The organism is Streptomyces fructofermentans, assembly GCF_014651055.1.
GTDB lineage: Bacteria > Actinomycetota > Actinomycetes > Streptomycetales > Streptomycetaceae > Streptomyces > Streptomyces fructofermentans.
The window spans coordinates 49,400-70,848 of record NZ_BMWD01000034.1; the positions used below are offsets into that span (position 1 = coordinate 49,400).

Annotated in this window: 12 protein-coding genes, 1 tRNA gene and 1 riboswitch; of the genes, 7 read left to right on the forward strand and 6 right to left on the reverse strand. The window is 75.2% G+C overall.

Going from position 1 to position 21,449, the window contains the following annotated elements; all coding sequences use genetic code 11:
• Positions 1 to 114 precede the first annotated feature (114 nt).
• From IE265_RS33380 to IE265_RS33400, 5 genes are all read left to right on the forward strand, one after another.
• Positions 115 to 1,266 carry a dihydrofolate reductase family protein gene (locus IE265_RS33380; protein WP_190039503.1) on the forward strand — a complete coding sequence of 384 codons (1,152 nt, stop codon included), beginning with the start codon at positions 115 to 117 and terminating at the stop codon, positions 1,264 to 1,266.
• A 120-nt stretch (positions 1,267 to 1,386) separates the two neighbouring features.
• A tRNA-Met gene (locus IE265_RS33385) sits at positions 1,387 to 1,460 on the forward strand.
• Between the two features lie 203 nt (positions 1,461 to 1,663).
• Positions 1,664 to 2,779 carry a PP2C family protein-serine/threonine phosphatase gene (locus tag IE265_RS33390; RefSeq protein ID WP_190039504.1) on the forward strand — a complete coding sequence of 372 codons (1,116 nt, stop codon included), beginning with the start codon at positions 1,664 to 1,666 and terminating at the stop codon, positions 2,777 to 2,779.
• Positions 2,780 to 3,032: 253 nt separating this feature from the next.
• Positions 3,033 to 3,189: riboswitch (cyclic di-AMP (ydaO/yuaA leader) on the forward strand.
• 10 nt (positions 3,190 to 3,199) lie between these two features.
• A complete protein-coding gene (locus IE265_RS33395; protein ID WP_190039505.1) occupies positions 3,200 to 4,234 on the forward strand; it encodes a M23 family metallopeptidase in 1,035 nt (344 codons plus the stop codon).
• 62 nt (positions 4,235 to 4,296) lie between these two features.
• Positions 4,297 to 5,241, forward strand: coding sequence for an aldo/keto reductase (locus tag IE265_RS33400; RefSeq protein ID WP_190039506.1), 945 nt, complete (start codon positions 4,297 to 4,299; stop codon positions 5,239 to 5,241).
• A 31-nt stretch (positions 5,242 to 5,272) separates the two neighbouring features.
• Here IE265_RS33400 and IE265_RS33405 read toward each other — a convergent pair whose 3' ends face one another.
• The 4 genes from IE265_RS33405 to IE265_RS33420 form a co-directional block, all read right to left on the reverse strand.
• Positions 5,273 to 6,622, reverse strand: coding sequence for a PrsW family intramembrane metalloprotease (locus IE265_RS33405; RefSeq protein WP_190039507.1), 1,350 nt, complete (start codon positions 6,620 to 6,622; stop codon positions 5,273 to 5,275).
• 140 nt (positions 6,623 to 6,762) lie between these two features.
• On the reverse strand, positions 6,763 to 7,572 hold the full coding sequence (gene trmB, locus IE265_RS33410) for a tRNA (guanosine(46)-N7)-methyltransferase TrmB (protein ID WP_229916811.1): 810 nt from the start codon (positions 7,570 to 7,572) through the stop codon (positions 6,763 to 6,765).
• 73 nt (positions 7,573 to 7,645) lie between these two features.
• Entirely contained in the window at positions 7,646 to 8,857 is a 1,212-nt protein-coding gene (gene lhgD / locus IE265_RS33415; protein ID WP_190039509.1) for an L-2-hydroxyglutarate dehydrogenase, read from the reverse strand.
• 359 nt (positions 8,858 to 9,216) lie between these two features.
• Positions 9,217 to 10,641 (reverse strand): NsdA family TPR-like regulatory protein, encoded by a 1,425-nt coding sequence (locus IE265_RS33420; RefSeq protein WP_190039510.1) that lies wholly within the window; start codon positions 10,639 to 10,641, stop codon positions 9,217 to 9,219.
• A gap of 773 nt (positions 10,642 to 11,414) precedes the next feature.
• Here IE265_RS33420 and IE265_RS33425 point away from each other — a divergent pair.
• Positions 11,415 to 13,508: an asparagine synthase-related protein gene (locus tag IE265_RS33425; RefSeq protein ID WP_190039511.1), complete on the forward strand. Its 2,094-nt coding sequence runs from the start codon at positions 11,415 to 11,417 to the stop codon at positions 13,506 to 13,508.
• A gap of 730 nt (positions 13,509 to 14,238) precedes the next feature.
• Positions 14,239 to 17,682, forward strand: coding sequence for an AfsR/SARP family transcriptional regulator (locus IE265_RS33430; RefSeq protein WP_190039512.1), 3,444 nt, complete (start codon positions 14,239 to 14,241; stop codon positions 17,680 to 17,682).
• A gap of 361 nt (positions 17,683 to 18,043) precedes the next feature.
• On the opposite strand, the gene IE265_RS33435 is transcribed toward IE265_RS33430, so the two are convergent.
• Both IE265_RS33435 and IE265_RS33440 read right to left on the reverse strand, forming a co-directional pair.
• Positions 18,044 to 20,230, reverse strand: a complete 2,187-nt coding sequence (locus tag IE265_RS33435) for a sigma-70 family RNA polymerase sigma factor (protein ID WP_190039513.1) — start codon at positions 20,228 to 20,230, stop codon at positions 18,044 to 18,046.
• Positions 20,231 to 20,585: 355 nt separating this feature from the next.
• On the reverse strand, positions 20,586 to 21,374 hold the full coding sequence (locus IE265_RS33440) for a TetR/AcrR family transcriptional regulator (RefSeq protein WP_190039514.1): 789 nt from the start codon (positions 21,372 to 21,374) through the stop codon (positions 20,586 to 20,588).
• Positions 21,375 to 21,449 lie beyond the last annotated feature (75 nt).

The following is a 21,449-nucleotide window of genomic DNA, read 5'->3' on the forward strand; positions in this document are numbered from 1 at the left end:
CTCCCGCCGGGACCGCGCCGCCACACCACCGCACCCCGCACCACGCCGACCGTCCGGAACCGTCCCCGGCTGCCCGGGCCCGCCTTCCGTGAGAGTCCGAAAGAGAGCGCGTCCATGCCGTACCCCCACGTCCTGTTGTCCGCCGCCGTGTCCCTGGACGGCTACCTGGACGACACCGGCCCCGAGCGGCTGCTGCTCTCCGGGCCGGCGGACTTCGACCGGGTCGACGAGGTGCGGGCCGAGTCCGACGCGATCCTGGTCGGCGCCGGCACCCTGCGCGCCGACAATCCGCGGCTGCTCGTCAACTCCGCCGAGCGGCGCGCGGCCCGGCTCGCCGCCGGACGGTCCGAGTACCCGCTGAAGGTCGCCGTCAGCGGGAGCGGCGACCTCGACCCCGCCGCCAACTTCTGGCCCACGGGCGGCGAGAAGGTCGTCTACACCTCCGACGGCGGCGCCCCGCGTGCCAGGGCCGCGCTCGGCGGACTCCCGGACCACGGCATCGAGGTGGTCCCCGTCGGCCCCGAGATCGACTGGCGGGCCGTCCTCACCCACCTCCACGACGTGCGCGGAGTACGGCGCCTGATGGTCGAGGGCGGCGGGCGGGTCCACACCCAGCTCCTGCGGGAGGGCCTCGCGGACGAACTCCAGCTCGCCCTCGCCCCCCTGGTCGTCGGGGAGCCGGACGCGCCCCGGCTCTTCGGGCCCGGCGGGTACCCGGGCGGACCGCGCAACCGGATGCGGCTGCTTGGGACGCGTGCCGTCGGCGACGTCGTCCTCATGCGGTACGTGCCGACGGCCCCCGGCTCCGGAACCGCCGCCGTCGCCGCCGACCACCGGTGGCTCGCGCTCGCCTGCGAACTGGCCGCCGCCTGCCCGCCCTCCCGGACCGCCTTCAGCGTGGGCGCGGTCGTCGTCGCGGCCGACGGCACCGAACTGGCCCGCGGCCACTCCCGCGAGACCGACCCCGCGGACCACGCCGAGGAGGCGGCGCTCGCCAGGATCGCGGCGGACGACCCCCGCCTCGCGGGCGCCACGGTCTACAGCAGCCTGGAGCCCTGCGCCCGCCGCTCCTCGCGGCCCACGCCCTGCGCCCGGCTGATCCTCGACGCGGGCGTGCGCCGGGTCGTGACCGCGTGGCGGGAGCCGGACACCTTCGTGACCGGGGCGGACGGCAGCGGGCTGCTCGCGGCCGGGGGCGCCTGCGTCGTCGTACTGCCGGAGTACGAGGAGCGGGCCACCGCCCCCAACCGCCACCTGCTCGACTGACGGCCGGCCGGGATGCCGCCCGCCCCGCGCGCGGTCCGGTCGCGCGCGGTCCGGTCGCGGGCGGGTGGCCGCGGCGTGTGCGCCCCGGGTCCCGCGGATGGCGTACACTGGTCTCAACGACGCGGGGTGGAGCAGCTCGGTAGCTCGCTGGGCTCATAACCCAGAGGTCGCAGGTTCAAATCCTGTCCCCGCTACTGAAGGCCGGAGGCCGGAACTCGAAAGGGTTCCGGCCTCCGGTGTTTCCGCGCCCGCCCGGCGCCGCCCCGCCCGGCCTCGACGATCCCGCGCTCCCGCATCGCCGCGTCCGGCCGCCTCACCCGCCCGGCCCCCGTGGGCTCGCCCCGGGACCCGGCTCCGGACAGCCTGTACGCAGGGTCGGCGAAGGGCAGGAGAACGAGTGGTGGGGCTCCTGGAGGCTCACGAGGGGACGCCCGCCGGGCATCCGCGGCGCTCCGCCCGTACCGCAGGCGTCCTCGTCCGCCTGCTGCCCGCGCTGCTGATCGTCGCGGGGGTGGTGTACGAGCTGTGCACCCCGCAGGACCTCACCGGCGCCCCCTTCTTCGCCGCCGCGCCCCTGGTGGCCGCGCCGCTCTTCCCGTTCGGCGTCACCCTGCGCACGGGGATCGCGGCGATCGCGGCGACCGCAGGCGTGCACATCAGGTACGCACTCGACGCGGTCGCGATCACCGAGGTCGCCACCGTGGCGACGGTCGCCGTACTGGCCGTCCTCATCAACCGGCTGGTGAGCCGCGCCCACGCACGGCTCGCCTCCGCCCGCGGGATCGCCGAGGCCGTCCAGCGGGCCGTACTTCCCGAACCCGCCGAGCGGATCGGCACCCTGTGGGTCGCGGCACGGTACGAGGCGGCGCAGGCGGACGCGCTGATCGGCGGCGACCTCTACGCGGCCCAGGACACCCCGCACGGCGTACGGCTCATCGTGGGCGACGTGCGCGGCAAGGGGATGGGCGCGGTCGGGGCCGTCGCCGTCGCCGTCGGGGCCTTCCGGGAGGCCGCCGACCAGGAGGCGACCCTGGAGGCGGTCGTCCAGCGGTTGGAGCACGCCCTCGCCCGTGAACTGACCCGGCGCGAGGGCGTCGAGACCGTCGAGGGCTTCGTCACCGCGCTGCTCGCCGAGATCCCGCACGGCGACGGAGTCGTACGGCTGCTCAACCGCGGCCACCCCGGTCCCCTGCTGCTGTACGCCGACGGAAGCGTCCGCGTGCTCGCCGCGGAGCGGCCGGCCCTTCCGCTCGGGATGGGCGAGCTGGCCTCCTGGCCGGACGACGTCCAGGAGGAGGCGTTCCCGCCCGGAGCCACCCTGCTCGTGCACACGGACGGACTGTCGGAGGCACGGGACGCGCGGGACGTCTTCTTCGATCCGGCCCGGGACCTCTCCGGGCGGGTCTTCGCGGGGCCCGGGGCGCTGCTGGACGCGCTCGTGGACGACGTCAGGCGCCACACCGGGGGCGGGACGACGGACGACATGGCGCTGCTCGCGGTGCGGCGGCCGTGAGGCGCGGTGCCGTCGGGACCCCCCTGTCACCAGGGGTAGTCGAATGACGTCCCTCCGCATAACAACTGACGCACCGTCAACAGAATTGATCGCGCTGAATGTCGATCAACTCGCCCGATTTACCCCGCTCATCACCTGAAAGTCCAAGCCGGCCGCCGTAACGATCATCAAGAACGGCTTGGAATCCGGTGCCCGGGTCTATTAACGTTCGATAACGCAGCGCGGTCGTCCCGGCCGTCACAAGAGACGGCTCCGTGCGCACGCGTCGAATCCCGCAAGGGAACCGGGGAACCACTACTTGGGGTGAATCGCAAGTCCGTCGCGGTGTATGACACCGCGGTTGACGCGCGTAGGAGACCTTCCTGCTCCGAACCCGTCAGCTAACCCGGTAGGCGAGAGGAAGGAAAGGAGTGCGCCTACGTGGCGTCCAACCGGCCTGCACCCACGACCTCGTTCGCGCCGAGCGAGCAGTCGGACGACAAGCCCGACACGTTCGGCTACGGCATCGCCCGGAACGAGGAGAGCTGGGAGCCCTGGAATCCCACCGAGGACTCCATCCGTCCCGTCCGCGGCAAGCACCGCGTGTCCAAGCAGCGCGGCGGAGGACTCGCCCGTAGCTCGACCGTTCTCGGCGTCGGTGTCATAGCCGCCGTCGGCGCGGGCGGCATGGCCACCGCGCAGACCGGCAAGCCGCCGGTGTCGATCTCGATGCCCGACCTGCCCAACGTCGGCTCGCTGATCTCGGACGACACCGAGCCCCAGGGATCCAGCACTCCGCTCACCGCCGTGGGCCTGACCTCCGCGGACGCCGAGGAGGGCAACGCGGACGCCGGTGAGGCCCTGCGAGCCCGCATCATGCTCCAGGCCGAGCAGCAGCAGGACCAGGTGGACCGCGAGGCCCAGGCGTCCGCCGAGGCCGCCGCCGCCAAGAAGGCCGCCACGCTCGCCGCCAAGGAGAAGGAGGCGGCCGAGACCAAGGCCGCCGCCGCCAAGAAGAAGGCGGAGGACGAGGCCAAGGCGAAGGCGGAGGCCGCGCGCCTGGCCGAGCTGGCGAAGCAGTACACGCTGCCGACCTCCTCGTACACGATCACCTCGACCTTCGGTCAGGCCGGCGCGCTGTGGTCCTCCGGCTACCACACGGGCCTGGACTTCGCGGCCCCCACGGGTACGCCGATCAAGGCGATCCACAGCGGCACGATCACGCAGGCCGGCTGGGACGGGTCGTACGGCTACCGCACGGTGCTCACGCTCGACGACGGCACGGAGCTGTGGTTCGCCCACCAGTCCTCGATCAGCGTCAGCGTCGGCCAGAAGGTCGCCACGGGCGATGTCATCGGCCGCGTGGGCGCGACCGGCAACGTCACCGGGGCGCACCTCCACCTGGAGGTCCACACCAGCGGCGGCGGCGACATCGACCCGATGGCGTGGCTGCGCGGCAAGGGCCTCAACCCGTAGGTCCCGCGGGGCGACCGGGTACGTCCGGAATACGGCTGTCCGACAAGGCCGTTGACGTACCCATGACCTCTCTTCGCAAGCTGGGCCCGTCCGATCTGGAAGTCTTCCCGCTCGCCCTCGGCGGCAACGTCTTCGGCTGGACCGCCGACAAGGCGCAGTCCTTCGCCGTGCTCGACGCGTACGCCGCCGCGGGCGGGAACTTCGTGGACACCGCCGACTCCTACTCGGCCTGGGCGCCGGGCAACGAGGGCGGCGAGTCCGAGACCGTGATCGGCGAGTGGCTGGCGGCACGCGGCAACCGCGACGACGTCCTCGTCGCGACCAAGGTCGGCGCGCACCCCCGGTACAAGGGCCTGTCGGGCGAGAACATCAGGGCGGCCGCGGACGCCTCGCTGCGGCGGCTGCGGACCGACCGCATCGACCTGTACTACACCCACTTCGACGACCCCTCCGTGCCCGTCGAGGAGATCATCAGCGCCCTGGACGGGCTCGTGCGCTCCGGCAAGGTCCGGGCGATCGCCGCGTCCAACATCTCCCCCGAGCGGCTCCACGAGTCCCTCGACTTCTCCGACCGCGCCGGACTCGCGCGGTACGTCGCGCTCCAGCCCCACTACAACCTGGTCTCCCGCGACACTTACGAGGGGCCCCTCCGGGACATCGCCTCGCGCGGCGGGCTGGCGGCCGTGCCCTACTGGGGGCTGGCAAAGGGCTTCCTCACCGGCAAGTACCGCCCCGGAGTCATCGTGGACAGCGCCCGCGCCACGGCGGCAGGGGCCTTCCTGGAGACCGAGCGCGGACCGCGCGTCCTCGCGGCCCTGGACGAGGTCGCCCAGGAGCGGGGTGCCGAGATCGCGACCGTGGCCCTGGCCTGGCTCGCGGCGCGCCCCACGGTGGCCGCGCCGATCGCCAGCGCCCGCACGGTGGAGCAGCTCCCGGCGCTGCTCGCCGTGGCGGACCTGACCCTCACGGACGCAGACCTCGCGAAGCTGACGGCCGCCTCCGCCTGACACACCCGCCGGGCCCCGGGGGCCCGGGAGCCTAGGTGCGGTACGGGTTGTACGCGGGATGGGGCGCCGTCGCCGGATACGGGACCGGCTGACCCTGGGGAGGGCCGAACGGGTAGCCGTGCGGCGGTGCGTACGGCTGGGCCGGGACCGGCCACGGCGGCGGCATCCGCACCGGGGCCGTCGCCCGGGCCGCGTACGCGAGGGCCGGACGGGCCGCCGCGCGGCGGGCCCACAGCTCGTGCAGCAACTCCTGTTCACGGACGGTGAAGTCCGCGTTCGCGCGACCGCGGCTGCCCCGGTGGCGCAGGAAGGCCAGGGAGGTCGCGTACGCCTCGTACTCGGCGACGGCACGGCCCGCCGCCCGCCCGCCGTGGTGCCTGGCGTACTCCCGGGCCAGCCGCCGCGCCTTCATCGAACCGAGGACGTACGGCTCGGGCGGCGTCAGCCAGCCGGCGACGGCGTAGGCGGGCAGTTCGGAGCGGATCGTGCCCAGTTCGCGCTGGCGGGTCCACACCACGAGCCAGGTCAGCAGCCCGAAGGCCGGGACCATGAAGACCGCGTAGACGGCGAAGAAGCCGAAGTCGCCGAAGGTCGACGAGCCGTTCCACATCGCGTGCATGCCCATCGCGAGCAGCAGCCCGGTGAACGGGAGCAGGACGCGCCGCACGTGCTGGCGGTCCGCGCAGAGTGCCGCGACACCGAAGCCGATGCCGGTCAGCACCGTGAACAGCGGGTGCGCGAAGGGCGACATGATCACGCGGACGAAGAAGGTCGCGGCGGTGACCGAGGCGATGCCGCTGTCGCCGGTGAGCTGGTCCGTGCCGAACGCGGTGCCGAGGTAGAGGATGTTCTCGGTGAACGCGAAACCGGTGGCGGTGACGCCCGCGATCACCACGCCGTCGAGGACGCCGGTGAAGTCCCGTCTGCGGAACAGGAAGACCAGCAGGATCGCGGCCGCCTTCGCCGACTCCTCGACCACGGGGGCGATGACGGTCGCACCGAGGGTGTCGGCGCCCGACGGGTCGGCCGTGGCCGTCGCTATCCAGCGGGTCGCGAAGCTGTTGGCGACGATGGCTATCAGCGCGGCGGCGCAGGCGCCCCACGCGAAGGCGAAGACGAGGTTGCGCCAGGGGCCCGGCTCGACGCGGTCCAGCCAGCGGAACGCGGCGACGAGCAGCGGCACGGGCAGTACGGCGAGGCCGAGGCCCACCAGGAAGCCCTCGGTACCGGTCTGTTCGCGGACCATCGCGAGGATGACCAGGCCGGAGAGGGCGAGCAGGGTGACCAGCGCGCCGTAGCGCACCCACCTGCGCCGCCACCAGTGCGCCGCGCCTGCGGCGGGTATGCCGGGGGGTGGTGGATACGGGGGACCGGTGGCCATGGCAATGACCCTAACGAGGGAGGGGTTCGGCCCGCGACGGTGCGTCGGCGCTCCGCGCGGTCCGGGGACGACGTGGGGGGTGTCACGCGTGGTCGGGTGCGTGCGAACGCCCGTCCGGGCGACCGCGGTTCCCCGTGCCCTCAGGGGGCGCTGTGGGGTACGCGGCGGAACAGGAGATCGTTCACCACGTGTCCCTTGTCCAGTCCCTGGCCCTCGAAACGCGTCAGGGGACGGAACGCCGGGCGCGGGGCATAGCCGCCGTCCGGCACCGTGTTCTCGAAGTCGGGGTGCGCGGTGAGGACTTCGAGCATGACCTCGGCGTACTCCTCCCAGTCCGTCGCGCAGTGCAGCACCGCGCCGGGTGCGAGGCGGCTCGCGGCGAGCGTGAGGAACTCCGGCTGGATCAGCCGCCGCTTGTGGTGGCGCTTCTTGGGCCAGGGGTCCGGGAAGTAGACCCGCAGGCCGGACAGGGAGTCCGGGGCGAGCATCTCGCGCAGCAGGATGATCGCGTCCCCGTTGGCGACGCGGATGTTGGCCAGGCCGCCGCGCTCCGCGAGGTTCAGCAGGTTTCCCTGGCCGGGCGTGTGCACGTCGACGGCGAGGATCCCCGTGCCCGGGTCCTCGGCGGCCATCTGCGCGGTCGCCTCGCCCATGCCGAACCCGATCTCCAGGACGACCGGGACGTCGGCACCGAACAACTCGGCCAGGTCGAGGGGGCGCTGCCCGTCGATGTCCAGCCCCCACTTGGGCCACAGGCGCCGGAGCGCGTCCGACTGGCCCTGGGTCACCCGGCTGCGCCGCGGCTGGAAGCTGCGGATCCGCCGCTCGAAGTGCGAACCGGCCGGATCGGGACGAGGGCCGTCCGGGAAGCGGGGTTCGCCCTTGGGGCGGGAGGCCGTGGACGCACCGGGGGAGGCGTCGTCGGGGCGGCGGCGGGCATCGGGGGTGATGGGCGACTCAGACACAGTGCGTGCGATTTTACGGGTCCCACGGGTCCCACGGGCGCTACGGGTGCCGGCGCGGTCAGGGGCGCGAGAGCATCGCGAGGGCCCGCCGGGCCACCTCGCGGCCGATCGGCAGGGACGCGGTCGCCGCGGGAGAGGGGGCGTTCAGCACGTGGACCGTGCGCGGCGCCTCCTTGATGAGGAAGTCGTCGACCAGAGTGCCGTCGCGCAGCACCGCCTGGGCGCGGACCCCGGCGGCAGCCGGCACCAGGTCGTCCGGGGTCACCGCGGGAAGCAGTCGCCGGACCGCCTGTGTGAAGGCCGTCCTGGACAGCGAGCGGCGCACCTCGCCGCCGCCCTGCCGCCAGTGCCGCCGGGCCATGTGCCAGGAGCCGGGCCAGGCGAGGGTCGCCCCGAGCTCGCGGGGGCGCACGGTCCGCCAGTCGTAGCCCTCGCGGGCCAGCGCCGGCACCGCGTTGGGTCCGACGTGGACGCTTCCGTCGATGCCCCGGGTCAGATGGACGCCGAGGAAGGGGAAGGCCGGGTCGGGCACGGGATACACCAGGCCGTTCACCAGGCCGGGCCTGGTCAGGGTGTAGTACTCGCCGCGGAACGGGACGATCCGCATTCCCGGGTCGTCTCCCGCGAGACGGGCGATCCCGTCGCACTGGAGTCCCGCGCAGTTGACCAGCGCGCGCCCGCGCACGATCTCCCCGTCGGAGGTGCGGACGGCGACCCCGAGGTCCGGACGCCGGTCGATGTACGCGACCTTCGCCCCGTACCTGATCTCCGCCCCCGAGGCCTCGGCGAGCCGCCGCGCGACACCCGCGAAGTCGCACACGCCCGTCGTCGCCACATGGATGGCGGCCAGGCCGCGCACCCCGGGTTCGTACTCCCCGATCTGGGCGGCGCCCAGCTCCCTGACCTGGAGGCCGTTCTCCCGGCCGCGCTGCACGAGCGCGTGCAGCCGGGGCAGCTCGGACCGCTCGGTGGCGACGATCAGCTTGCCGGTGACGGCGTGCGCGATGCCGTACTCCGTGCAGAACTTGACCATCTCGGCGGCTCCCCGCACCGCGAACCGCGCCTTCAGGGAACCCGGCCGGTAGTAGATCCCGCTGTGGATCACCCCGCTGTTGCGCCCCGTCTGGTGACGGGCCGGACCCGGCTCCTTCTCCAGCACGGTCACCCGGGTGCCCGGCGCCGCACGCGTGATCGCGTACGCCGTCGACAGGCCGACGATGCCACCGCCGATCACCAGCACGTCGCAGTCGTGAGCGACCTCCCGCCGCATCTGTCCCACCTCCCGACTCGATAGTGCACTGCGCCACTGACAACGCCCTCAAACCCGGTGGACGCGAGATGTGCCGAGCGGTCGCGGGGGGCCGCGCCCCGGGCCACCCGCGACCGCGTCCGGCGCCTGCCGTGCCGACCGGGCCCGGCGTGCCTGCCGCGCTCGCCGTGCCCGCAGTGCCTGCCGTGCCCGGTGCTCCCGCCGCGGCTCCCACCATCGCACTCGAACCGGGTCGGGGCCCGTACCCGGCGCACCGCGGGCCGGCGAGGCGGGTGGTCCCGGGCGGAGGCCCGGCACGGGTGCCGGGCCTCCGAAACGCCTGTCCGCCCCGGACCCCGGCCCGGGGCGGGCGCTCCGGCCTAGGCGGGTGCCATCAGCAGGGGCCGGGCACGCTCCCGCAGCTCCACCACGCGCGGCTCGTCGCCGTACGGCTCCAGCCGGTGGAGGAGGTCCTTCACATACTCGGTGGTGCGGGCCGAGGAGATGCGCCCGGCGACCTCCACCGCCCGCACGCCCTGCTCGCACGCCGCGTCGAGGTTGCCCGACTCGAGCTCGGCGACCGCCGACACCACCAGACGCAGCCCGTGCGAGCGTACGAACTCCTCCGTCGGCTTCGACAGGGCCTGCTCCGTGAAGCGCCGGACCTGCCGGGGAGCCTTGAGGTCGCGGTAGCACTCCGCGGCGTCGGCCGCGAAACGGTCGTACGAGTAGAAGCCGAGCCAGGACGGGTCGTGGTCGCCGTCACGGGCCCGCTCCAGCCATCCCTCGGCCGCCTTGAGCGCGCCGCCGGCCGCGTGGGCGTCACCCGCGCGTGCGTGGGCCCGTGCCTCGACGAGGCGGAAGAAGCTCATCGTGCGGGCGGTGGCCAGTCCCCGGTTGCGCTCCAGCGCGGCCTGCGCGAGGTCGACGCCCTCGTCGCCGAAGCCCCGGTACGTCGCCTGGAGGGACATGGAGGCCAGGACGTAGCCCCCGAGGGGGACGTCGGCGGCCGCGCGCGCCAGGCGCAGCGCCTGGATGTAGTACCGCTGGGCGGCCTCCTGCTGGCCCGTGTCGAAGGCCATCCAGCCCGCGAGGCGGGTGAGTTCGGCGGACGCCCCGAAGAGCGCGCGGCCGACCTCGTCCGAGTACGAGCCGAGCAGCAGCGGCGCCGCCTCGACCCGTAAGCACTCGGGCACCATGGACGAACGCCAGTCGCCGCCGCCGTACTTGGAGTCCCAGCGCCTGGCGTCCTCGGCGGCCTCGCGCAGCTTCTGCACGTCGCTGTGGCCGACCTTCAGTGTCGCTCCCGAGCCCTCCGCCGGGTTCGCGTCGCGCGCCACCGAACTGTCGGCCGGGGTTATCAGCCAGCGGGACGCGGGTGTCGCGTACGCGCTGACCGCGAACGATCCCGCGAGCGACTGCCAGATGCCGCCGGAGCCGGCCCGGCGCCCCGCGAGGTCGAGCCGGTACAGCTCGGTCGCCGAGCGCACGGCCTGCCCCACGTCCCGGGGGAAGGCGAGGCCCACCTCCGGCGCCGGATCCGCGTCCGCCAGGCCGATCTCGTGGAGCGGCACGGGGCGGCCGAGCTTCTGGCCGATGGCGGCGGCGATGAGATGCGGCGCGGCGCCCTGCGGCACCATGCCCTTCGACACCCAGCGCGCCACCGACGTCTTGTCGTAGCGAAGAGTCAACCCGCGTTGTGCGCCGAGGTCGTTGACGCGTCGCGCGAGTCCTGCGTTGCTGATTCCCGCGAGGGCGAGAACGGCGCCGAGTTTCTCGTTCGGCCCGCGTTGCTCCCTGGACATGCGCCACCCCTCGACACAGACGGCTGCCGCGTGGGGTCGACCACGCGGCATTCGTGCTGAGTCCTCCCGGGTGCAGACCCCCACAACTCCGGCCGCAAAAGCACGTGGCCGAGCCCTGAGGAATATGCCTCCCGCGAAAACACAGGCAAACACAGGGTAGTTCGCCGCATCCCAAGCGTTAAGGGGCATTGTTCCGGATGGCGGGATTGTGGTCCGGGGGCAAGCACGCAGCGTCGCACCGTGCTCCCGGTGTGTGGCCGTGCGCCCGCCCGTGCGCTCTTCTCCGGCCACCCGGGGAGCGCTTCCATGGATGACGCGTGGGTCGGCCCGCTGTACTGGATCCAGTGGGCTGGGGGACACCGCCGCCTACATCCCCGCGGGCGGCGGACCGGTCCGGGAGGCGGAGTCCGCCTCCCGGACTGTGCGTTGCGCACGGCCTGTACGGAGCGTGTGCGGGCCTGCCCGGTCATCGCCGAATTGGCTGAATTCCGCCCCCTCGTTCCGAGGTCGAATATCCCCCTCACCATGGCACTTGAGGGCGCGTTGGGTGTTTTTGGGGAGCGTGCCGGGGGCGCATTCGCGTCGTAGCGGCCGGACGAATTCCGGGCGACTCCCTTGTGCCGTGCGTGCGTTCGCCTCCACGCGGGCATCTCACCAGGGGCGCACCCGGGGGAGCACAAGCGGCCCCACCGGCTCTCCCGCGCCCCTTCTTCGTGACAGCATGGGGACCGTTCGTACGGTGCACTGGTTGTCCACAGCCCGTGGAGGCGGCGATGCGATGGTTGGTGGGATGGAGCAGCACCTCCACGCGCGCGCCCGGGATCGGATCGGCGGGAGCCACCGGCGGCGACGGTGAGACGGTGCACCCGGTCGGCTCCCAACTCCTGTGGGGCGACCCGGATCCGCTGTGGGCGGTCGGCGACTGGCGCCCCGACGAGGTCCGGGTGGTCAAGGCCGACGCCCAGAACCGCATCGCGGTCCTCGGCACCTGCGGCGCCTCCGACGAGGAGCTGCGGGTCGGCCTGTTCGCCGCCCGGGGCGGGGCACTCCGGCACCTGACGGCCTGGTCGGGCAGTTACACGGCCGTCGTCCAGGTGGGCCGCAGGCTCATGGTCTGCGGCGACCTGGCGGGCGCCCGGCCCGTGTTCCACACCCCGTGGGCCGGCGGCACGGCCTACGCGACCGCCGCGCTGCCGCTCGCCGACCTCATCGAGGCGAACCTCGACTTCGGGCACCTCGCGGCCCTGCTCGCGGCGCCGGACGTACCCGCCGCGCTCCACGACTCGACTCCCTACGAGGGCGTACGGCGCATCCCGCCCGGCCATGCCCTGATCCTGCGCGCCGGAGCCCGAGAGATCGCCGGGTACGAACAGGTGGCCTCCCTCGCCGTCGCCGCGCCCGCCGCCGATCCCGACCGGGCGGTCGACGCCGTCCGCGACGCCCTGGTGGACGCCGTCCGCGCCCGCCTCGCCGCGCCCCGGCACGTACCCGGTACGGACGTCGACCCCGGTCCCGTCCCCGGCATGGGGCCGGCCGAACGACGGGCCGCGCGCGGCACGCCCGTGCCCGGCATCGGGGCCGACCTCTCCGGCGGACCCGCCTCGGGCACGCTCGCCCTGCTCGCCGCCGGACTCCCGGGGGCACCCGGCACCGTCCTCGGGCACGGCACGGGAGCCGGTGAACGCCTGCTCGCGGTCACCTTCAACGACCTCGCGGTGCGGGGGCGGGAGGCGGAACTGGAGCGGGCCGGCACACTCGCGGCCAACCCCCGCCTGCACCACGTGGTCGTCGCGGGCGGCGAGGAGGTCCTCCCGTACGCCGAGCTGGAGGGCCCGCTGACGGACGAGCCGGCCGCCTCCCTGGTGACGGCCGCCCGCCACCGCGCCCGGCTCGCCTCGGGCAGCGCGGACCACTTCACGGGGTACGGCGCCCGGCAGGTCCTGGACGCCCACCCGGCCCGCCTCGCCGACCTGCTGATGGACCGCAAACGACGGCACCTGGTGCGTCCCGTCGCCGCCCTGGCGAAGGCCGACGGATCGGTCATGGTCCCCGCGCGCGTGTACGGAGCGGCCCGCAAGCTGGCCCGCACCCCCTACCTCGTCGGAGTCCAGGGACTCGCGGACCGGCTGCTGAGCAGGCGGTTCGACGAGCCGGGCGGCGCCGTGGGCGCCTCGCTCGCAGCCCTCGCGTGGGCGAGACCCGGGCCCGCCGCGCGTTGGCTGACCGGTGAGGCCCTCGCTGAAGTATCGGTTCGCCTGACCGGTGCGACGAGCCGGGCGGGCATCGGTCCGGGGCAGCGCCCCGGCGACTTCCGCGCCCGTTCCGCCCTCGCCCGGCACGCCACCGACCTCCGTGTCCTGGAGCAGGCCGCCGAGGTCCGCTTCCAGCGCCTGCACGCCCCCTTCCTCGACAACCAGGTCGTCCGCGCCTGCCGCGCGCTGCCGGAGGCGCTGCGGGTCCGGCCCGGCGCGCGGGCCGCGATCCTGCGCACGGTCCTGGAGGGCGCCGGCGTCACCGATCTCCCGCCGGGCTGGGGCGCGCCCTCGCACGCGTCCTCCAACGCCGCCGCCCGTACGGGACTGCGGGTCGCCGTGGACGACCTGGTGGTCCTCTTCGACACGCCCCTGCTCGCCCAGGCGGGCCTGGTCGAGGCCCGCGTCGTACGCAAGGCGCTGCGGGCCGCCGCCGACGGCGAACCCCTGCCCCTGGAGGGCCTCGCCGACATCGTCTCCCTCGAACTGTGGCTCCGGCGCCTGCTGGACCGCCGCGGCACCTGCTGGACGGGCACCCCCGCCCGGCAGCGCGCCGTCCCGGCGGGCATACGGCCGCAGCGGGGCGCGCTGGGCGCGGGGGCGTCACGGGGCTGACGCGCCACGCGACGGCTTCTCCATGGCGGCACCTGTACGGCCGCTTCTGCACGGCTGCTTCTGTACGGCCGCCCGAGGCGTCCGGTGCGGGCCGCGGGCGTCGTGACGGCTGCTCCCGTACGGCGGCTCGGGGCGTCCCCGGGTTGGCTGGGCGGGGCGTACGGGCGGGGACTTGCGCCCGGTCGGGCCCGGACCCGGTGGGACTCGGGGGCCCGGTCGGCCACGGGCTCCGGCGGCGCGGTCGGGGCGCCCGGCAGTGCATGAGGGCGCCCGGCGCGCGGATGCCGGAGCGAGCGACCTGCCGTGGTGCCCGCCCGTCACGGAACGGACCGTCGCCCCTGGCCGCGGTCTCCGGGGCCCTCGAACCGGCCGGTCACGGCGACCGTGGCCGAGCGGCCGGCGGCCGGCAGCGGGCCGGCTGCCAGCTGCGGGGCGGCGGCCGGCGGCGAGCGGTGGAGTGACGGGCGGCGCGTGGTGGAGTGACGGGCCGGTGGGCGGCCCTCGGCGGGGTGTCGGAGCCGGAGCCGGGGTGCGCCCCGAGCCGGACTGCGGACCCGAAGCCGGGTGCCGGACCCGTGGTGCCCTCGAGCCGGGCGCCGGACCCGTGGTGCGCCCGGGCCGGGCCGGCGGACCTGCGGCGCGGCGGGGCGGGTGCCGGGCCGCGGGGTTCCCGGCGGCGGTCGGGGCGTGATGGCGCGGTCCCGGCGCGCGCAGCGGGGAGAATGGTCCGGTGCGCTACAGAATCCTCGGCACGACCCGGGCGACGGACGACCACGGCGACGACATACCCCTGGGCGGAGCCCGTCTGCGCGCGCTGCTGACGGCGCTGGCCCTGCACGCACCCCGCACGGCGTCCCCGGAGACCCTCATCGGCGAGGTCTGGCCGGACCGGCCCCCGCAGGACGCCCCCGCCGCCCTCCAGGCACTCGTCGGCCGGCTGCGGCGGGCCCTCGGCAGACACGCGATCGCCTCCGGGCCCGGCGGGTACCGTCTCGACGCCGGGCCCGACGACGTCGACCTGTTCGTCTTCGAGCGGCTCGTGCGGGAGGGCCGCGAGAGGCTGGCCGAGGACCCCGCCGCCGCGGCCCGCACGCTGCGCGAGGCGCTCGCGCTGTGGCAGGGCCCCGCCCTCGCCGACCTCCCCGACCGCGCCACGGCCGCCGCCCGCCCGGAGTCGCTGCGCGAGGAGGCGGTCCGCGCGCGCGTGGAGGCCGACCTGCGCACCGGCCGCGCCCGCGAAGCCGTACCGGAGCTGACGGAACTCACCGGGGCCCGTCCGTACGACGAACCGCTCCACGCCCTGCTGATCAGGGCCCTGCGCGACACCGGCCGCCCCGCCGACGCGCTGGCGGCCTTCGGGACGGCACGCCGAGCCCTGGCGGAGGGCCTCGGCACGGACCCCGGGCCCGAACTGCGGTCCCTGCACGCCGAACTGCTCGCGCCGCCGCCCCCGCCACCGGGCCCGTACGCGGCTCCCGCACCGGAAGGCCGGGAGCCCGGTCCGCAGCCGCTCCGGGACCGGCACGCGCCTTTGGGCCCGTACGCCGCTCCCGTACCGCCGGGCCCGGGTCCCGGCCCGTACGCCGCGACGAACCCGGCGGCCGGGCGGTCCGGCAATCTCCGGCCCCGGCTCAACTCCTTCGTGGGCCGGGAGCCCGAACTGGAAGCGATCCGCGCGGAACTGCGCAGCGCCCGGCTCGTCACCCTCACCGGACCGGGCGGCTCGGGGAAGACCCGGCTCGCCGAGGAGGCCGCGGCGGGACTCCCGCAGGCCTGGCTGGCCGAACTCGCCCCGCTGGACCGGCCGGAGGCGGTGCCCGGCGCGGTGGTCAGCGCCCTCGGGCTGCGCGAGACCCTGCTGCTGGCCCACGAGATGACGGCACAGCAGGACGATCCGGTCGCCCTGCTCATCGAGGACTGCGCCCAGCACGACCGGCTCCTGATCCTGGACAACTGCGAGCACGTCGTCGAAGCCGCCGCCGAGCTCGCCGAGACCCTGCTGACCCACTGCCCGGGACTGACGATCCTCGCCACCAGCCGCGAACCACTGGGCGTTCCCGGCGAGACCGTCCGCCCCGTCGAACCCCTGCTCCCGGACCCGGCCCGGCGCTTGTTCACGGAACGCGCGGCCGCGGTGCGCCCGGACGCCGACGCCGCCCGGGACCCCGAGGCGGTGGCCGAGATCTGCCGCCGCCTCGACGGGCTGCCGCTCGCCATCGAACTGGCCGCGGCCCGGCTGCGGCTGCTCACACCGCGCCAGATCGCCGACCGGCTCGACGACCGCTTCCGCCTGCTCACCTCGGGAAGCCGCACGGCACTGCCCCGTCAGCAGACCCTGCGAGCGGTCGTCGACTGGTCCTGGGACCTGCTCGACGCCCCGGAGCGGACCGTGCTGCGGGAGGTCTCCGTCTTCGCGGGCGGCTGGGACCTGGAGGGGGCCGAAGCAGTCTGCACGGGCCGGGTCGCCGAGATCGTCGGGGCGCTCGTCGACAAGTCCCTCGTCGTCGCGGAGCCGCCCCGGAGCGGGTTCGGCGGGATGCGCTACCGGCTGCTGGAGACGATCCACGAGTACGCCTCCGAGCGGGCCGCGGAGACACCGGGTCCGCTGGCCGCGGCCGAGCGCAGACATCGAGCCTGGGTGCGCGGGCTGGTCGAGAGGGCCGATCCCCTCCTGCGGTCCGCGGACCAACTCCGGTGGATCGACCGCCTGGAGACCGACATGGACAACATCCGGGCCGCCCTGCGGCGCAGCCTGCTGGCCGCCGACGAGCCGGAGGCGGCCGCCATGGTCCTCGCCATGGGCTGGTTCTGGTGGCTGCGCAACTTCCGCCGGGAGGGCGCGACCTGGACCGATCGCGTACTGCGGCTGGGCGCGGCGCTCGACGCGCTGCCGCAGCCGGCCGCCGGGGGCCGCGCCACGCAGCCCGTGCCCCCGGCCCGGGACATGGGGTGGCTCGACGGCGTCGACCCGGTCGCGGCCTACCTCGCCGATCCGGAGGCCGAGCGGGACCATCCCCGGCACGGGCTCCGGATCGAACTGCGCCTGCTGCACCTGTTCCTGGTGGTGGAGATCGACCCGGAGCGGCTCAAGGGCGAGCGGACCCTCGAATACGTACGCCGGGTCCGTGACGAGCTGGCGGCGGGCGGCCCGCTCGCGGCGGCCTTCCCGGGCATCCTCTGGCCCATGACCGCGTTCGTGCTCGGCAACACGGACGACATCCGCCCGATCATGGACGCCTCGCTCGCCAACTGCCGTGTCCACGGCGGCGACTGGGAGACCGGCGCCGCCCTGCTGTTCCGTACGCACGCGACGGTGGACACCCCGGGCGGCATGGAGGGCATCGACGAGGCCATCGCCGAACTGCGCGACTTCTCCCGGCGCTCGGGCGACCGCTGGATGAGGGCCCAGGTGTGCAGCCTGGGCGGCGAGGCCGCGATGGCGCGCAGCCGTTTCGACGAGGCGAAGGGGGAGTTCGAGGAGGCCCTGCGGCTGGCGTACGAGGTGGGCGCGTACGCGGAGGCGCCGTTCTTCATCGCCCGCCTCGGCGAGATCGCCTACCGCGTGGGGGACCGGGCCGCTGCCCTCGACGCGCTGGACGAGGCCACCGCGGCGGCCGACCGCCACAACGTGCCGGACACGCGGGCGTTCGTCCTGCTGGTCCGCTCCCAGATGGCCCTGGACGACGACGATCCCGTCAGGGCGCGCGAACTCTGCGAGGCGGCCCGCGCGGAGACGCTCCGGGGGACCCCGCCCCCGCAGTTCATCGCCGCGCTGAACGGCATCGACGCGGTCCTCACCACGACCGAGTCGGGGCTGCTGCCGGGCCTCGGCAAACTGGCTGACACCCTGCGCGAGGCCGCGGAGGGCCGGTGCGCCGAAGTGGTCGTCGCCGCGCTGGCCGAGCGGGCGGCTCGGATACTGGCCGACCTGGGCGACCATGTCCGCGTGGTACGGCTGCTGGCCGCGGGGTCCCGCTGGCGCGGCGGCCATCCCCGCCCCCTGCCCGAGCGCACGGAACTGGAGCGCATCGAGGCCGAGGCGCTGGCCGCGCTGGGCCGGCGGGCCTTCGACACCGAGTCGTCCACCGGAAGCTCCCTCGGGCCCGACGGCGTCCTGTGCGAACTCGCCCTGGCGGCGGTGGAAGCCGGAACCGGGTCCGCGCCCCGCGATTGACGGACCCCACCGGCGGCCTCCGTACGTCCGTGAGGGTCGGCGCGCGGTTCCCGCACGTCCGGAGTGGTCGGCCGGGCCCGCTGCGCAACGCGGGGCCGATCGGCAGCCCCGTCACGTGCGTGCGTCCGCCGGACCTCTGCGTCCTGGCGGGCCCGGCACGGCTCCCGCACGTCCGTGAGGGTCGGCGCGCGGGCCGTGCGTCCGTGAGGGTCGGCGCGCGGGCCGTACGTCCGTGAGGGTCGGCGCGCGGACCCCGTGCGTCCGGGGCGGTCGGCCGAGCTCCCTGCGCGACGCGGGGGCCCACCGGCGGCATCCGTCACCGGAGTCCGCCCGCCGGGAGCCCGTGTCCCGGCGGGGCGGCTCACCCGCACCGGAAGCGCGAGTCCGCCCAGTCGGCGAGGGCCGTCGAACCGAGGGGCGACAGCGGCTCCACGACGAGCCGGATCGTGCTGCGGCCCGTCAGGTCCACATGCACCGGCACCGCGGCCCGCCCGGCCCGTACCGGCTCGGACCGCCACACCCGGCCCCCGTCCGCGTACACGGAGAACCGCACCCGGCCGATCCCCAGCATCAGGTCGTCGACACCGACCATCGCGTCGTACGAGGAGCAGGGGCGGTTGAGGTCGACGGTGACCGACGACGTGCCGTGCACGGTCACCCCGTTCGCGTACCGTGCGCCGCCGATCGACAGGCCCCAGCGCTGCCAGACCCAACTGCTCCCGGCGAGGCGCATCTCAGGACCGCTGCCGTCGCCGGTGAGGTCGTAGTCCAGCCGGTTCCACTGGTAGACCTCCGGGGCCGCGGGGGGCGGCGGAGTCGGCGGGGCCGGGGAGGGGTCGGGCTCCGCCGGGGGCTCCGGCCTCGGCGCGGCCGGCGGCTTCGGGGCCGGCTTCCCGGAGGGCGTGGGCGCGGGCTTCCCCGGCGGGCGCGGAGCGGCGGTCGGCGACGGGGCGGCCGCCGCAGGCACCGGGTCGGGCGCGGGGCGGGTCCTCGGCGGGTCAGGGGCCGGTGACGGCTCGGGCGGCGGCGAGGGCACACGCGGTTCGACGGCGGGCGCGGACGCGGGCGGCCCCGCCACCGGCCTTTTCGCCGGGGAGTCGTCCCCCACCAGCGCGAGGGCGACCACGGCGGCGGCCACCGCGACGACCCCCGCCGCGACCCCCGCCTTCACCGGCGCGCCGAGCCCCTCGGCGGCGGCTCCACCGCCCGCGGAGCCTCCCGCCGAACCGCCCGCGCCACCGGCCGCCGACGCGGCCCCGGCCACCCCGGCGGCACCCGCACCGGCTCCACCGGCGACGAGCGCGGCCACCTTCGCGTAGCCGGCGGCGCCGAACCAGCCGATGACGGCGACCGGCACGACCGCCGGAATCCCGCCGGCGACCTCCTTGATCTGGCCCGCCGCCAGCCGGCACCGGGCGCACTCCTCCAGATGCTTCCGCAGCCCGCGCTCGGCGCGGGTGCGCAGCCCGCCGCGCGCGTACGCGCCGAGCCGGTCCGCGTACCGCGCGCACTCCTCGTCCGTGGTGAGCGTGCTGCTCACATGGGCCTGGAGGTAGGCCTGCTTGAGCCCTTCGCGGGCCCGGCTGGCGAGCACCCGGGTGCCGTTGGCGTCGAGCCCGAAGAGCGTGGCGACCTCGCTCGGCGACTCGTCCTCGACCTCCGTGTGCCACAGCACGGCCTGCCAGCGCTCCGGCAGCGAGCGGAAGGCCCGCATGGCCATCGACTGCTCGGCCTCGTGCATCGCCCGTACGTCGGCGCCCTGGTCGAGCCCCGCTCCGAAGGAACCCAGCGGACCGGTGTCGTCGGACGTCTCCGAGCCGCGCGCGGCCTGCGCCGCGAACACGGCGAAGTCGTCGACCAGTTGCTCGCGCCGCGCCGACCTGGTCCAGTGCGCCGCCACCCGCCGCACGGTCGTCAGCAGATAGGCGCGTACGGCGTGTTCGGGTCCGCTCCCGCCGCGCACGGCCTGGAGCACCCGGGCGAAGACCTCGGCGGTGAGGTCGTCCGCGGTGTGCGCGTCCCGGCAGCAGGTCCGCGCGTATCTGCGGACGGCGTCCGCGTGGCGCCTGAACAGCTCCTCGTACGCCGTGTCGTCGCCCGCCCGCATCCGCCCGATCAGCTCGGAGTCGGAGGGCGGCAGATCGGAGGGCGCAGGGCCCGAAGGCGTAAGGCCCGAAGGCGTAAGGCCCGAAGGCGAGGGGACGCCGACCGGTGGGTGCGCCGCCGGTGGATCGGACGCCGGTCGTCGTGACGAGGGGACCCGGGACGGCGGGGTGTCGTCCGACAGCCCGCCGAACGACGGCAGTTCGGCCGTGGAGGGGTCGCGCGGCGGCAGCTCGCGCGGGGGCGGCAGGACGCCGCTGTCGCGCCGCTCGCGCTGCGCCGGAACGCTCTCGTCGGGCGCGGAACCCGCCGAAGGCGCCTCCCCGGGGCCCCGGGGAGCGAAGTCCCGCGACGGCCCTCCCTGGCTCGGCACCTGCGGCGACGGCGGACCATCGGACTCCGCCCCACCGTCACCGAGCGACTCGTCCCGGCCGTCACCACTCATCGCGGAATGCCCCCGCCTGCACCCTCGGACCCCAACACCGGGCCAGCGTGCCACACGCGCCCGTTGCCGTTACCCGGAGAAACGGTTGAACCACTCGTCCGTGGGGTTTTGCCGAACGGGGGCTTGGTCGTTCACCCGATCGGGAAGGCTCAATCGGCCTTTTGCGCAAGGAAGTTGCGGGAAAGGCCGCTCAACGGCCCCTGGGCGCGGGGCGGGACGGGACGAGGACAGCGCGAAACGCCGCGGGTTCGCGGCAGCGAACCCGGGCGCGGCCGGTGGCACCCGCACACGGGCGTGCGAGGGCGTGGCCGGTGGCACCCGTACGCGGGCCGAGGAGCACCCGCGCCCGGGCGTCTCACACCGGACGGGACCGCAGTCCCTCCAGCAGGATGTCCAGCAGTCGAGCCGAGGCCGCCGCCTGCTGCGCGGCGTCCGGCAGGGAGGGCGCCGCCGTGGCGATCACCAGCAGGACGTCCGCCACGGTCACGTCCGCCCGCAGCTCGCCCGCCGCGCGCGCCCGGTCCACGAGCCGGCCCACGACCTCCAGCAACTGCGCCGCGCCCGCGTCGTCGTCCGCGGCACCCGCCACGGACTCCTGCGCGGGAGCGGGACGCTGCTCCACGAGCCGCAACTCGGGCGAACCCGGCTGGGACCGCTGCTGGGGGACCCTCGCCCCGTCGGAGCCCGCGTGCTCGGCCCCCTCGTCGCCGACGCCCACCCGCAGCACCTGCGGCGGCAGCAGCCGCCCGGCGCCCGATGCCACCGACGTCCGCAGGAAGCGCGACAGTGCCGACCACGGTTCGTCCTCCTGGCCGAGCGCGGAACGCGCCTGGTCCGTCAGCCGGGAGGTCTCCTCCTCGGCTATCCGCCGGACCAGGACGTCCTTGCTCGGGAAGCGCCGGTACACCGTGCCGACACCGACCCGCGCGCGACGCGCCACGTCCTCCATCGGCGCGCCGTAGCCCAGCTCGCCGAAGACCTCACGTGCGGCACGCAGTACGTGCTCCAGATTGCGCTGTGCGTCCACGCGCAGCGGCGTCGTGCGCGAGTCCCCCGCGCCACGTCCGTTCCCCGCCGCCGCACCGACCGCGCCGCCCGATGGGACGGCGGACGCGGAAGACCAATGAGAGTCCTGAATGTGCATATCTGTTCCCCCGGTAATGACGTCTCCCCCCGGAGACTCTCCCCGCCATCGACAGCCGGAGCGAGCGGAACAGCA